Raw genomic sequence first — 13,327 nt, 5'->3', positions numbered from 1 at the left:
TGTCACCCGCCCATGTTCCCCGGCGCCGGCGCCCCGGACGGGTAACCGACGGCCGCGTCGGCGCATGCGCCGCGGGCGAGACCGACGGCCTCCCGGCCGGTGCGCGGCTCGGCGAAGGCCGCCGCGGAGGATCAGGACGGCGTGCGCGCCGCCGCCAGCAGCCGGGTCACGTCGTCGGCGCAGATGGTCAGCGCCGCGCCCACCGTGGTGAGGGCGTCCCGTTCCGCCGGTGTGTACGGTCCGTCGGCGAGGGCGATGCGGGCGCCCTGGAGGAGCAGGGACTCGCGGCCGGCCGGGGCGAGGTGCGGGGCGAGCGGGTCCAGGGCCTCGTGCAGCTCTATCGTCAGGCTGGTGCCGCACTCCGCGCCGAGCACCCGGCCGGTGTCGGCGGCGAGGGCCTCGACGAGCGCGGCCAGCTGTTCCTCTGTGCAGCCGTCGAAGCCGGCGGCGCGCACGGTGCCGGCGGCCGTCTCCAGGGCCGTGCGGGAGGAGGTGCCGCCCGCGGCGAGCACGGCGAGGGCGACGGTGTGCACGGCGTCGCGGAGCATCGCGGAGAAGCGGCGCGTGGTGGGGTGGTCGAGCACGTCGGTGCCGTAGTGGCGCCCGCAGGCGGCGCACTCCACGACCGGTCCGGCGGTGCCGCGGGGCAGCAGGGGCACGCCCAGCAGGGTGAGCCTGCGGCGTCCGGTGAGCCGCTGGTAGTTGCGGTCGCCGCCGCATCCGGGGCAGTAGAACTCGCCGTCCCCGACGGGTGTCCATGCGGTGCCGATGCGCAGGATGCGCGCAGCGCCGGCGGCACGGCCGTCTCGTCCCCGTACTGGCACGTCGCACCTCCGTAACCACGCGGCAACATCGCCGCGCTGGCGTGATGTTAGCCACACCACCGACGCTGAGTCAGTACCCCGTACGAGACCTTTCTGTGACCTGTTCGGCCCTGTGGCCGGAAAACGACGGTGCCCCGGCCGCCGTACACAGCGGCCGGGGCACCGGAAGGCCCGGTCAGAGGGGTCAGCGCGCCGCGCGGTTGACCGCGGAGACGACCGCCTTCAGCGACGCACGCGTCGTGTTCGCGTCGATGCCGATGCCCCACAGGACCTTGCCGTCGATCGCGCACTCGATGTAGGAGGCGGCCTGCGCGGAGGCGCCCTCGCTCATCGTGTGCTCCTGGTAGTCCAGCAGGCGTACGTCGATGCCGATGGACTGCAGGGCGTCGAAGAAGGCCGAGATCGGACCGTTGCCGGAGCCGGTCAGGACGGTGTCCTCGCCGTCGACGGTCGCCTCGACGGTCAGCGTGTCCACGCCGTCGGTGTCGGTGGTCGACTGGCCCGTCCTGACCTGGATGCGGCCCCAGGGGTTCTCCGGGTTCGGCAGGTACTCGTCCTGGAAGACCGCCCAGATCTCCTTCGGCGTGATCTCGCCGCCCTCGGCGTCCGTCTTCGCCTGGATGAGCTTGGAGAACTCGATCTGCATCCGGCGCGGCAGGTCCAGCTTGTGGTCGTTCTTCAGGACGTAGGAGATGCCGCCCTTGCCGGACTGCGAGTTGACGCGGATGACGGCCTCGTAGGAGCGGCCGACGTCCTTGGGGTCGATGGGCAGGTACGGCACCGCCCACTCGAGGTCGTCGACGGTGACGCCCTTGGCCCTGGCGTCGGCCTCCATGGCGTCGAAGCCCTTCTTGATGGCGTCCTGGTGGGAGCCGGAGAAGGACGTGTAGACCAGGTCGCCCACGTACGGGTGGCGCGGGTGGACCTCCATCTGGTTGCAGTACTCCCACACGCGGCGGATCTCGTCGATGTCGGAGAAGTCGATCTGCGGGTCGACGCCCTGCGAGAACAGGTTCATGCCCAGGGTGACCAGGTCGACGTTGCCGGTGCGCTCGCCCTGCCCGAACAGGCAGCCCTCGACGCGGTCGGCGCCGGCCATCAGGGCCAGCTCGGCCGCCGCCACGGCCGTGCCGCGGTCGTTGTGCGGGTGGACGGACAGGCAGACGTACTCGCGGCGGGTCAGGTTGCGGTGCATCCACTCGAACCGGTCCGCGTGCGTGGACGGGGTCGAACGCTCCACGGTGGCGGGCAGGTTGAGGATGATCTCGCGGCCCGGGCCCGGCTGGTAGACGTCCATGACCGCCTCGCAGACCTCCAGGGCGAAGTCCAGCTCGGTGTCGGTGAAGATCTCCGGGCTGTACTGGTAGCCGAACTCGGTCTCCGGGCCCAGCAGTTTCTCGGCGTACTCCATCACCAGGCGGGTGCCGTCGACGGCGATCTGCTTGATGTCGTCCTTGGAGCCGCGGAAGACCACCCGGCGGAAGACGGGCGCGGTGGCGTTGTAGAGATGCACGGTGGCGCGCTTGGCGCCCTTCAGCGACTCCACGGTCCGCTCGATCAGGTCCTCGCGGGCCTGGGTCAGCACGGAGATCGTGACGTCGTCCGGGATCGCGCCCTCTTCCTCGATGATCGAACGCACGAAGTCGAAGTCGGTCTGGCCGGAGGCGGGGAAGCCGACCTCGATCTCCTTGTAGCCCATCTTGACCAGCTGGTCGAACATCCGGCGCTTGCGCTCGGGCGACATCGGGTCGATCAGCGCTTGGTTGCCGTCGCGCAGGTCGGTGGAGAGCCAGCGCGGGGCTACGGTGATCCGCTGGTCCGGCCAGGTGCGGTCCGGGATGTCCACCTGCTCGTAGCGGCCGTACTTGTGGATCGGCATGGGGCTGGGCTGCTGGCGGTTGGCCATGATCGCGTGGGCTCCTTGGGGAGTTCCGGAGGTCCGGATGTCCTGGTGGACGGCCGACGACGCAACACCAAGCTCCGCGGGGAGGGAGTCGGCCTTGTCTACAGGCCCTCGCCGCGGCAGCTAAGGAGAAGCAGCCCGAAACGCATGATGCGCAGCAGCCTAGCCGAGCCACCCAGGACGCGGGGGCGTGTCCCAGTATGCGGGACCACACCTATAAACCCACTAGAACATGGATAAATCGTGCGCCATGCCACAGGCGCCGTACCACATCGTCACGGAGCGTGGCGACTCCTGTCCCGCTATTTCACCAATCATGGTGGCCCCTAGTGACATCGGCATCACGCAGTGCAATGGTGCCGGGCATGACGACCAACGGGGGCTTCCAGCCCGTCTTCTGCACGATCGTGCCGCCGCACATCCTCGACAAGCTCGCGCAGGCCGGCGACCCCGCGCTCGCCGGCCCGGCCCGCCGCTCCCTGGAGCACGACGCCTACCAGCGCACCAAGCGCCGGCTGACCACGGTCGTCGGCGCGCCCTCCGCCGCCGCGCCCGCGGGCGCCGCCGCTGACCAGCCGCACCGCACGATCTACGACGCGCACCACACCCAGGACCTGCCCGGCACCGAGGTCCGCGCGGAGGGCTCCGAGGCGGGCCCGGACGCCACCGTCAACCGCGCCTACGCGGGCCTCGGCGCCACCTTCGAGCTGTACCTGAAGGCCTACGGCCGCCGCTCCATCGACGGCGAGGGCCTCCCGCTGAACGCCACCGTGCACTTCGGGGAGTCGTACGACAACGCGTTCTGGAACGGCGAGCAGATGGTGTTCGGCGACGGCGACAACGAGATCTTCCTCGACTTCACCATCCCGGTCGACGTCATCGGCCACGAGCTGACCCACGGCGTCACCCAGCACACCGCGAACCTGGAGTACTTCGGCCAGTCCGGCGCGCTCAACGAGTCGGTCTCCGACGTCTTCGGCTCCCTGATCAAGCAGTACACCCTCGGCCAGACCGCCGCCGAGGCCGACTGGCTGATCGGCGCCGGGCTGCTCGCCCCGCACGTCCACGGCACCGCGCTGCGCTCGATGAAGGCCCCGGGCACCGCGTACGACGACCCGAGGCTCGGCAAGGACCCGCAGCCGGCGACCATGGAGCACTACGTCCGCACCGGCCGCGACAACGGCGGCGTGCACATCAACTCCGGCATCCCCAACCACGCCTTCTACCTGGTCGCCACGGCCATCGGCGGCCACGCCTGGGAGCGGGCCGGACAGATCTGGTACGACGTCCTCACCGGCGGCGAGCTGAAGAGCGGCGCGGTGTTCGCCGACTTCGCCACCCTGACGGTGAAGGCGGCCCGTGAGCGGTACGGCACCGGCGACGAACTCCAGGCCGTGCAGAAGGCGTGGGAACAGGTCGGGGTGCGGACGCTGTAGTTCCGTACTAGACAGTCCCCATGCATATCCGAGTACGGCGCACGGGCGGTTTCGCGGGCATCGAGCGCCAGGCCGAGCTGAACACCGCGGGCCGCCCCGACGCCCAGGAGTGGCACGACCTCGCCGAACGCGTCCTCGCGTCCGGCCGGGCTGTGCCACCCACCGGCGTCCCCGACGGCTTCCACTACGAGATCACCGTGGACGACCGCACGATCCACACCGCCGACCCCCGGCTCACGGACGAGGAACGGGAGTTGGTGTCACGGGTGCTGAAGGAGGGGGCGTAAGGACCGGTCTCCGACGGGGCGTTGACTTCTGTTACCGGGGGTACGGATGATCCCGCCATGGCGACTGACGCAGGCGGTCCGCGGCCCCCGGTGCCGCGTTTTCCGGACGGGTTTCTGTGGGGGGTGGCGACCTCTGCGCATCAGATCGAGGGGGCCGTCGAGGAGCGCGGGGCGTCCGTGTGGGACGTGTTCACGGCCGAGCCGGGGCGGGTGAAGGACGGTTCGACGGCGGCGGTGGCCTGTGACCACTACCACCGGTACCGGGAGGACGTGGCCCTGCTCGCCGGACTGGGCGTGGACGCCTACCGGTTCTCCGTCTCCTGGCCCCGGGCCGGCTCCCCCGGCGGGCTGGACTTCTACGACCGCCTGGTCGACGAGCTGTGCGCGGCGGGCGTACGGCCCGTGGCCACCCTCTTCCACTGGGACCTGCCCGCCGGTCTGGACTGGCTCCGGCGGGACACGGCGGCGCGGTTCGCCGACCACGTGACGGCCGTCGCCGAACGGCTCGGCGACCGGGTGCACAAGTGGATCACCCTCAACGAACCCGCCGAGCACACCCTCCTCGGCCACGCCATCGGCGCCCACGCCCCCGGCAGGCGGCTGCTGTTCGACGCGCTCCCCGTCGCCCACCACCAGCTCCTCGCCCACGGCCTCGCGGTACGGGCCCTGCGCGCGGCCGGCGCCGGCGGCATCGGCATCGCCAACTCCCACGGCCCCACCTGGGCCGCCTCCGCCGAACCGGCCGACGTGGAGGCGGCCGGCTTCTACGACCTGCTGCTCAACCGCCTGTTCGCCGAGCCGGTCGTCCTCGGGGAATACCCGGAGGGAATGGGCGAGTTGATGCCCGGCGACGTCGCGGCCGATCTGAAGGTCATCGGCGAGCCCGTCGACTGGTACGGGATCAACTACTACGCCCCGACCCGGGTGGGCGCGCCCGGCGGCACCGACGGCGAGTACGGCGGCCTGGCACTCCCCGCCGAACTGCCCTTCTCCGTCCGGGAGATCGAGGGCCGCCCGGTGACCGACTTCGGCTGGCCGGTCGTCCCGGAGGGCCTCACCGAGCTGCTGTGCGGCTTCCGTGACCGGTACGGCGACCGGCTCCCGCCGATCGTCATCACCGAGAACGGCTGCTCCTACGACGGCCTCGACGACCAGGACCGCATCGCCTACCTGGACGCCCACATCCGCGCCCTGCACACCGCGCTGGAGGCCGGCGTGGACGTGCGCGGCTACTTCGTGTGGTCCCTGATGGACAACTTCGAGTGGGCCGAGGGCTATGCGCGCCGCTTCGGCCTGGTGCACGTGGACTACGACACGCTGGAGCGTACCCCGAAGGCCTCCTACCACTGGTTCCGGGACGTGCTCCGGGCGCAGAGATGACCACGGTCCGGCCCCCGGCCGCGCTGGCCGAACCGGTCGAGCCGGTCGGCCGGGGCTGGACGGCCGCGCTGTCGCTGGCCAACGGGGCGATCTGGGTGGGCTGGTTCGGCCCGCTGCAGATCCTCCTCGCCTCCCAGGCGAAGAACTTCGCGCCCGGGTCCGGGATGTCCAAGGAGACCCTGCTGGCCTGGGTGACCGGCGCCGGCGCGGTGGTCTCCCTGCTCGCCAACCCGGTCTTCGGCGCCCTGTCCGACCGTACGACGGCCCGCCCAGGCCGCCGTACGCCCTGGATCGTGGCCGGGGCGGCCGGCGGCGCGCTGTCCCTGCTGCTGCTCGCGCGGGCGGGCGGGGTGTGGTCCATGGCGGCGGGCTGGTGCCTGGTGCAGCTCACGCTGAACGCGGCGTTCGCGGCGGTGACGGCGGCCGTGCCGGACCGGGTGCCCCGGCGGCAGCGGGGCGCCGTGGGCGGCTGGCTGGGCGCGGCGCAGATCCTTGGCGTGGTCGGCGGCACCGGCCTGGCGACCGCGGCCGGCGGGACCGGGGCCGGGTACGCGCTGTGCGCGGTGTGCGCGGTGGCGGGCGTGCTGCCGTACGTGCTGTGCCACGACGACCTGCGGCTGCTGCCGCGGGACCGGCCGCCCTGGTCCTGGCGGGGCTTCCTCGCGGGCTTCTGGCTGAGCCCGCGCCGCCATCCCGACCTCGGCTGGGCCTGGCTGACCCGGTTCCTGATCAACCTCAGCAACTCGCTCGTCCTGCTGTACCTCCTGTACTACCTCCGCGACCGCCTGCACCGCCCCGACCCCGGTCAGGGCGTGCTGGTCCTGACGGCCGTCAACAGCCTGACGCTGATGGCGACCGTCGTGGCGGGCGGGGTGTGGTCGGACCGGGTGGGGCGGCGCAAGCCGTTCGTCGTCTGGTCGGGCGTGCTGATGGCGGTGGCGACGGCGGCGCTGGCCGGCTGGCAGACCTGGCCTGGCGCGATCGTGGCGGCGGCGGTGCTGGGCGTCGGCTTCGGAGTGTTCACCTCCGTCGACTTCGCCCTGATGACGGACGTGCTGCCCGAGGCGCTGGACCGCGGCAAGGACCTGGGCGTCGTCAACGTGGCCAACGCCCTGCCCCAGGTGGCCGCCCCCGCGCTGGCCGCGCCGGTCGTGACGTACCTGGGCGGCTACCGGGTCCTGTACCTGGTGTCGGCGGTGATCGGGCTGGCGGGCGCGGTGCTGGTGGGGCGGATACGGGGCGTCGACTGACCCGTCACAGGGCCCCGGCGTCGCGGGCCGCCCAGACGGTCGGGTACACGGGCCGGAAGCCCAGGTCCCGGCGGATCTTCTCGGTGGACATGATCACCAGCCACGGGTCGGGATCGGTGCGGGTGTGCATGTCCGCGGGCGGCTCCACGCCGTTGAGCCGGTGCAGCTCCAGCGCGGTGACGGGAGCGTCGTCGGCGATGTTGTACACGGGACCGTGCACCGCCGGGGCGTGCAGCAGGCGCAGCAGCCCCTGGGCGACGTCGGCGTGGTGGCCCATGTGCAGCCGCTGGGTGGACGCCCAGTGCGCGGCCCAGCGCAGGACCTGGGCGAGGTGCGGGTCGCCGTCGCCGTACACGAACGGCAGCCGGCCCACGCGCACCTCCATGCCCTCGAGCGCGAGCAGTTCCCGTTCGGCCGCCGCCTTGGACTCGGGATAGGCGCCCCACATCGCGCCGCCGGGCCGGGTCTCGTCGTCCTCGGTCAGCGGGCGGCCGCGTCCACGGCCGTACACCAGTCCCGTGCTGACCTGCACGAACCGCCGTACGCCCGCGGCGAGCGCGGCCCGGCCCAGGGCCACGGCCGCGTCCCGGTTCACGGCCCACGCCTCCTCGTCGGGGACTCCGCGGAAGGAGGCGGCGACGTTCACGACGGCGTCCGCGCCGGCCACCGCCTTGCCGAGCGCCTCCTCGTCCCGCAGGTCGCCGGCGACGACCTGGGCGCCCAGCTCCGCGAACGCCTCGCCGCGCGCCGCGTCCCGCACCAGCACCCGCACCTGCTCCCCCGGCCGCCGCTGCGCCAGCAGCCTCGGCACGAACCGCCGGCCGACCTGTCCCGTGGCGCCCGTCACCAGTGTCAGCATCTCCTGCTCCTCTCGAATCCGGTGCCACCACTGTCGGGCGGCGCCGGCGGGACCGGGAGAGACCCTGCGATCAGGGGACCGGCACTCCCTGGATAAGCCCGGCCCGCTGCCCCACCCTGAAGAGGTGAACCGAGCCGAACTCGCCGACTTCCTGCGCCGTGGCCGTGCCCGCCTGGACCCCGCCGACGTGGGCCTGCCCCCCGGCGCCCGCCGCCGCACCGCCGGTCTGCGGCGGGAGGAGGTGGCGTCGCTGGCCGGGATGTCGGTCGACTACTACACGCGGCTGGAACAGCGCCGGGGTCCGCGGCCGTCACGTCAGATGCTCACGGCGCTGGCCCGGGCGCTGCGTCTGACCGACGACGAACGCGACCACCTGTTCCATCTGGCGGGCGAGGAGCCGCCGCGCCGCGACCGGGTGTCGGCCCATGTCCGGCCCGGTCTGCTGCTGGTCCTGGACCGGCTGTACGACGCGCCGGCGCTGGTGGTGACGGACTGCGGGGAGGTGCTGGCGCAGAACGCGCTGTCGCGGGCGCTGTCGGGGGACGTGCTGGCCCGCCCGGTGCGCGAGCGCAACATGGTCCGCCGCTTCTTCCTGGACCCGGCGGCGCGCGGCATCTTCCCGCCGGAGGACTGGCCGGAACACGCGCGCGGGCACGTGGCGAACCTCCGCGCGGTGGCCGCCGCACGGCCCGACGACCCCGAGCCGGCCGCCCTGGTCGCCGAACTCCGCGCCGGCAGCGAGGAGTTCAGCCGGCTGTGGGACACCCACGAGGTGGCGGTGCGGCGCGGCACGACCAAACGCTTCCGGCACCCGGTGGTGGGTCTGCTGGAACTCGACTGCGAGATCCTGCTGTCCGACGACCACCGCCACCACCTCGTCCTGCACACCGCCCGCCCGGGCACGGAGTCCTACGAACGCCTGGAGCTGCTGAGGGTGGTGGGCCTGCAGGACATGACGCCCCAGGGCGCCACAGGCCCCTGACCCGGCTCGCACCCGCCCCCGGAAGGCACCTCGGAAGCCGACTTCCAGAGAACCGAGAACTCAGAAACCCAGCCTCAGGCAACCCCGGCCTCAGAAACCCAGCCTCCGCAGCTGCTTCGGGTCGCGCTGCCAGTCCTTGGCGACCTTGACGTGGAGGTCCAGGCTGTGTCGATATGCGGCTACCGCCGCGCGGCAGGCGTGCCGGCCGGACAGCCCCGGCCTCAGAAACCCAGCCTCCGCAGCTGCTTCGGGTCGCGCTGCCAGTCCTTGGCGACCTTGACGTGGAGGTCCAGGAAGACCGGTGTGCCGAGGAGGGCCTCGATGTGTTTGCGGGACTTGATGCCGACCTCCTTCAGGCGCTTGCCCTTGGGGCCGATGATGATGCCCTTCTGGCTGGGGCGCTCGATGTAGACGTTGGCGTGGATGTCCAGCAGCGGCCGGTCCGCGGGGCGGTCCTCGCGCGGGAGCATCTCCTCCACGACCACGGCGATGGAGTGCGGCAGCTCGTCGCGGACGCCCTCCAGCGCGGCCTCGCGGATCAGCTCGGCCACCATCACCTGCTCGGGCTCGTCCGTGAGGTCGCCCTCCGGGTACAGCGCCGGTCCCTCGGGCAGAAGCGGGATCAGGAGGTCGGCCAGCAGGTCCACCTGCCTGGCGCCGACCGCCGACACCGGCACGATCTCCGCCCACTCGATGCCCAGCTCCTTGCCGAGCTGGTCGACGGCGATCAGCTGCTCGGCGAGGGCCTTCGAGTCCACCAGGTCGGTCTTGGTGACGATCGCGACCTTCGGCGTCTTCTTGATACCGGCGAGTTCCTTGGCGATGAAGCGGTCGCCGGGGCCGATCTTCTGGTCGGCGGGCAGGCAGAAGCCGATCACGTCGACCTCGGCCCAGGTGGTGCGCACCACGTCGTTCAGGCGCTCGCCGAGCAGCGTGCGCGGCTTGTGCAGGCCCGGGGTGTCGACCAGGATCAGCTGGGCGTCGGGGCGGTGCACGATGCCGCGTACGGTGTGCCGGGTGGTCTGCGGCCGGTTGGACGTGATCGCCACCTTCTGCCCCACCAGAGCGTTCGTGAGGGTGGACTTGCCCGCGTTGGGGCGGCCCACGAAGCAGGCGAAGCCGGCGCGGTGGACGGTCTCGGCCGGCTCTTCGGATGACGGGGTGCGAACGCTCATGCCGTTCATTGTCCCTGATCCACAACCTCGCCCCGTACCGCACGGCCCCCGTCTCGCGGGCCGCGCCGCGCTGTGAGGTTCCGGTAACCGTCAGGCAATGAAACGTCACGGAAACACACCCGTACGCAACCGGAAACGCTCACCGGTGACCCTCTGACGAGCCCCCACCCCGTTGGAGACGCCCGTGACCCTCGCCGCCGCGCACGTGAACACCGGCGACACCGCCTGGCTGCTCGCCGCGACCGCCCTCGTCCTGCTGATGACCCCGGGCCTGGCCCTGTTCTACGGCGGCATGGTCCGCACGAAGAGCGTCCTCAACATGCTGATGATGAGCTTCGTGTCGATCGCGCTGGTCACGGTGGTGTGGCTGGCGGCCGGCTACTCCCTCGCCTTCGACGACGACGCGTTCGGCGGGCTGATCGGCGATCTGCGGGAGGCCGGTATGGCGCACCTCGGCCCCGGCAGCGTGCACGGCGCCGTCCCGACCCTGCTCTTCGCCACCTTCCAGCTCACCTTCGCGATCATCACGGCGGCGCTGATCAGCGGCGCGGTCGCGGACCGGACGAAGTTCGCGGCCTGGCTGGTCTTCGTGCCGGTCTGGACGCTGCTCGTATACGTCCCGGTGACCCACTGGGTGTGGGGCCCCGGCGGCTGGATCGCGAGCGGGCTCGGCGCGCTGGACTTCGCGGGCGGTCTGCCCGTCGAGATCACCTCCGGCGCCTCCGGTCTCGCCCTGTGCCTGGTCCTCGGCCCGCGCCTGGGCTTCAAGAAGGACGCCATGCGCCCGCACAACCTGCCCATGGTGATCCTCGGCGCGGGTCTGCTCTGGTTCGGCTGGTTCGGCTTCAACGCGGGCAGCGCGCTCGGCGCGAACGGTCTCGCCGCGGCCGCCTTCCTCAACACCATGGCCGCCGGCTGCACCGGCCTGCTCGGCTGGCTCTTCGTGGAGCAGAAGCGGGACGGACACCCGACCACCTTGGGCGCCGCCTCCGGCGCGGTCGCCGGTCTCGTCGCGATCACGCCCTCCTGCGGCACGGTCTCCCTGCTCGGCGCCCTCGTCGTCGGCCTGGCCGCCGGTGTCGTCTGCAGTTACGCGGTGAGCTGGAAGTTCAAGCTGAACTACGACGACTCCCTGGACGTCGTGGGCGTGCACCTGGTCGGCGGGATCATCGGCACCCTGCTGATCGGCCTGTTCGCCGAGAAGGCGATGACCGGCGGCGCGCAGGGCCTGTTCTACGGCGGCGGGCTCGCCCCGCTCGGCAAGCAGCTCCTCGCCGTGCTGGCCGTCGCCGGGTACGCCTTCACGGTGACGTTCGGCGTGGCCAAGCTGCTCGACAAGGCGATGGGCCTCAGGGCGAGCGAGGAGCAGGAACACACCGGTCTCGACCTTACGGTGCACGCCGAGACGGCTTACGATCACGGGGTCCTGGGCCACGGCGCCCCGGTCAGCCCGTCCGTCCTCTCCACCGCCCAGAAGGTCAAGAGCCAGGCATGAAGCTCATCACCGCGATCGTCAAGCCGTACCGTCTGGACGAGGTCAAGACCGCCCTGCAGGAGCTGGGCGTGCAGGGCCTGACCGTGACCGAGGCCAGCGGCTACGGCAGGCAGCGCGGCCACACCGAGGTGTACCGGGGCGCCGAGTACCGCGTCGACCTGGTGCCGAAGGTGCGGATCGAGGTCGTGGTGGAGGACGCGGACGCCGACGCCGTGATCGAGGCGATCGTCGGCGCCGCGCGGACGGGGAAGATCGGGGACGGGAAGGTGTGGGCGGTGCCCGTGGAGACGGTGGTCCGGGTGCGGACCGGCGAACGCGGCCCCGACGCACTCTGACCCGCAGGACACCGCGACGCCCCGCCCGCGGGCAACGCCGGCGTGCGGAGGGACGCGTCGGCGGCCGGCGCCGCCCCGCCTCAGCCGGCGGAAAGGGTCGTGCGTACCGCTCCGTCCGGCCCGGCCAGCAGCACCGGCGTGCCCGCTCCGCCGAGGTCGGCGACCGCGGCCAGGTCCTCCGCCGGCACGGACTCCGCCTCCGTCACCAGCGCCGCCGCCTCCAGCGACGCGGCCCCGGACGCCACCGCCATGGCCACGGCCGTCCGCAGCGCGCTCAGCTCCAGCGAGCGCAGCGACACCGTCCCGGCGACATAGGTGCGGCCGGTGTCGTCCCGTACGGCCGCCCCTTCCGGCACCCCGTTGCGGACCCGCGCGGAACGGGCCAGGGTCACGATCTTGCGGTCCTCGGGATCAAGCGCGTTGCTCTCGGTCATGCCCCGAGCATACGAAGCCCCGCTCCGCCGGCCCCGCCACGGGGTCGCGTCATCCCGCCACGGGATACATGGCGCCCCGCCGGCCCTCCGGAGACGCCAGCCACTCCAGCTTCTCCGCGGTGTTCGCCTCGTCCAGCGGAGTGTGCAGCACGATCATCAGGTCGGGCCGGGCCGGCACCTTCAGCACCGTCGACTCCACCACCAGCAGCCCGGCCAGCGGATGCTCCAGCTCCTTGCGGATCTGACCCTGGTCCTCGATGTCCCGCTCGGCCCACATCTCCCGGAACTCGGCGCTGGCCTCGCTCACCTCCGCCAGCACCGCCTGGAACCCCTCGTCGTCCGGCCGCGCCGCGCACGCCGCCCGGAACTGGGCCACGACCGTGCGCGCGTTCCGCTCCCAGCTGTGGCTGCGCGCGCGGTACAGCGGGTCGGTGAAGAAGTCGACCAGGCAGTTCTGGGTGATGTCCGGCCGCATGCCGAGCACGATCGCGGCCGCGTCGTTGTACATCACGCAGTTGTAGTACAGGTCCATGATGTGCGCCGGATACGGCATCCACGTGTCGATCAGCCGCCGCAGCCCGTCGCACATGTCCCGCTTCTCCGGGGCCACTTCGGGCGCCGGCGGGTTCATCCCGGCCAGCAGGTACAGATGCCGGCGTTCGGCGTCGCTCAGCCGCAGCACCCGGGCGACGGCGTCCAGCACCTGCGGGGAGACGGAGATCTCCCGGCCCTGCTCCAGCCACTGGTACCAGGAGGCGCCCACCCCGGCCAGCACGGCGACCTCCTCCCGGCGCAGCCCGGGCGTGCGGCGCCGGCCGCCGCCCACGGGCAGCCCGGCCTCCTCGGGACTGACCCGGGCCCGCCGGCTCATCAGGAACTCGCGCAGTTCCTCGCGTCGTTGACTGCGTGTCGCCTCGGCAGCGGGCACGTGCCGCTCCTCCCCCGTCGTGACGGTCCCCGTGTCTGG

The 13,327-nt window shown here is 72.2% G+C and carries 13 protein-coding genes; 7 read left to right on the top strand and 6 right to left on the bottom strand.

Annotated elements, in window-relative coordinates; translation table 11 throughout:
- Positions 1-131 precede the first annotated feature (131 nt).
- Both ACGFZN_RS23065 and leuA read right to left on the bottom strand, forming a co-directional pair.
- On the bottom strand, positions 132-824 hold the full coding sequence (locus ACGFZN_RS23065) for a TerB family tellurite resistance protein (RefSeq protein WP_393860340.1): 693 nt from the start codon (positions 822-824) through the stop codon (positions 132-134).
- 184 nt (positions 825-1,008) lie between these two features.
- The gene (leuA, locus tag ACGFZN_RS23060; protein WP_393860339.1) at positions 1,009-2,730 is read right to left on the bottom strand and encodes a 2-isopropylmalate synthase; all 1,722 of its coding nucleotides are present in this window, start codon (positions 2,728-2,730) and stop codon (positions 1,009-1,011) included.
- Positions 2,731-3,092: 362 nt separating this feature from the next.
- Here leuA and ACGFZN_RS23055 point away from each other — a divergent pair, with 362 nt between their 5' ends.
- From ACGFZN_RS23055 to ACGFZN_RS23040, 4 genes are read left to right on the top strand one after another with little or no spacing between them, the layout of a single operon-like run.
- The gene (locus ACGFZN_RS23055; RefSeq protein WP_393860338.1) at positions 3,093-4,163 is read left to right on the top strand and encodes a M4 family metallopeptidase; all 1,071 of its coding nucleotides are present in this window, start codon (positions 3,093-3,095) and stop codon (positions 4,161-4,163) included.
- A 20-nt stretch (positions 4,164-4,183) separates the two neighbouring features.
- Complete coding sequence (locus ACGFZN_RS23050; protein WP_393860337.1) at positions 4,184-4,450, top strand: protealysin inhibitor emfourin; 267 nt, start codon at positions 4,184-4,186, stop codon at positions 4,448-4,450.
- Between the two features lie 57 nt (positions 4,451-4,507).
- On the top strand, positions 4,508-5,830 hold the full coding sequence (locus tag ACGFZN_RS23045; protein ID WP_393860336.1) for a GH1 family beta-glucosidase: 1,323 nt from the start codon (positions 4,508-4,510) through the stop codon (positions 5,828-5,830).
- A complete protein-coding gene (locus tag ACGFZN_RS23040) occupies positions 5,827-7,080 on the top strand; it encodes an MFS transporter (protein WP_393860335.1) in 1,254 nt (417 codons plus the stop codon). The genes ACGFZN_RS23045 and ACGFZN_RS23040 overlap by 4 nt, the downstream gene beginning before the upstream one ends.
- A gap of 4 nt (positions 7,081-7,084) precedes the next feature.
- Here ACGFZN_RS23040 and ACGFZN_RS23035 read toward each other — a convergent pair whose 3' ends face one another.
- Positions 7,085-7,939, bottom strand: coding sequence for an NAD-dependent epimerase/dehydratase family protein (locus tag ACGFZN_RS23035; RefSeq protein ID WP_393860334.1), 855 nt, complete (start codon positions 7,937-7,939; stop codon positions 7,085-7,087).
- Between the two features lie 124 nt (positions 7,940-8,063).
- Between ACGFZN_RS23035 and ACGFZN_RS23030 the strand changes: the two genes are divergently transcribed.
- On the top strand, positions 8,064-8,921 hold the full coding sequence (locus ACGFZN_RS23030) for a helix-turn-helix transcriptional regulator (protein ID WP_393860333.1): 858 nt from the start codon (positions 8,064-8,066) through the stop codon (positions 8,919-8,921).
- 221 nt (positions 8,922-9,142) lie between these two features.
- On the opposite strand, the gene era is transcribed toward ACGFZN_RS23030, so the two are convergent.
- Positions 9,143-10,096 carry a GTPase Era gene (era, locus tag ACGFZN_RS23025; RefSeq protein ID WP_393860332.1) on the bottom strand — a complete coding sequence of 318 codons (954 nt, stop codon included), beginning with the start codon at positions 10,094-10,096 and terminating at the stop codon, positions 9,143-9,145.
- A gap of 184 nt (positions 10,097-10,280) precedes the next feature.
- Between era and ACGFZN_RS23020 the strand changes: the two genes are divergently transcribed.
- Together ACGFZN_RS23020 and ACGFZN_RS23015 are read left to right on the top strand one after the other, a co-directional pair.
- Entirely contained in the window at positions 10,281-11,591 is a 1,311-nt protein-coding gene (locus ACGFZN_RS23020) for an ammonium transporter (protein ID WP_393860331.1), read from the top strand.
- Positions 11,588-11,926, top strand: coding sequence for a P-II family nitrogen regulator (locus tag ACGFZN_RS23015; RefSeq protein ID WP_393860330.1), 339 nt, complete (start codon positions 11,588-11,590; stop codon positions 11,924-11,926). The genes ACGFZN_RS23020 and ACGFZN_RS23015 overlap by 4 nt, the downstream gene beginning before the upstream one ends.
- An 80-nt stretch (positions 11,927-12,006) precedes the next feature.
- Here ACGFZN_RS23015 and ACGFZN_RS23010 read toward each other — a convergent pair whose 3' ends face one another.
- Both ACGFZN_RS23010 and ACGFZN_RS23005 read right to left on the bottom strand, forming a co-directional pair.
- Positions 12,007-12,360, bottom strand: a complete 354-nt coding sequence (locus ACGFZN_RS23010) for a cytidine deaminase (protein ID WP_393860329.1) — start codon at positions 12,358-12,360, stop codon at positions 12,007-12,009.
- A 49-nt stretch (positions 12,361-12,409) separates the two neighbouring features.
- Entirely contained in the window at positions 12,410-13,231 is an 822-nt protein-coding gene (locus tag ACGFZN_RS23005; protein ID WP_393860526.1) for a helix-turn-helix transcriptional regulator, read from the bottom strand.
- Positions 13,232-13,327: the final 96 nt, after the last annotated feature.

Source organism: Streptomyces sp. NPDC048192, from assembly GCF_043202415.1.
Classification (GTDB): Bacteria; Actinomycetota; Actinomycetes; order Streptomycetales; family Streptomycetaceae; genus Streptomyces.
Note: the sequence above shows the minus strand (reverse complement) of the source record. Positions and strands in the feature narration are given on the sequence as shown.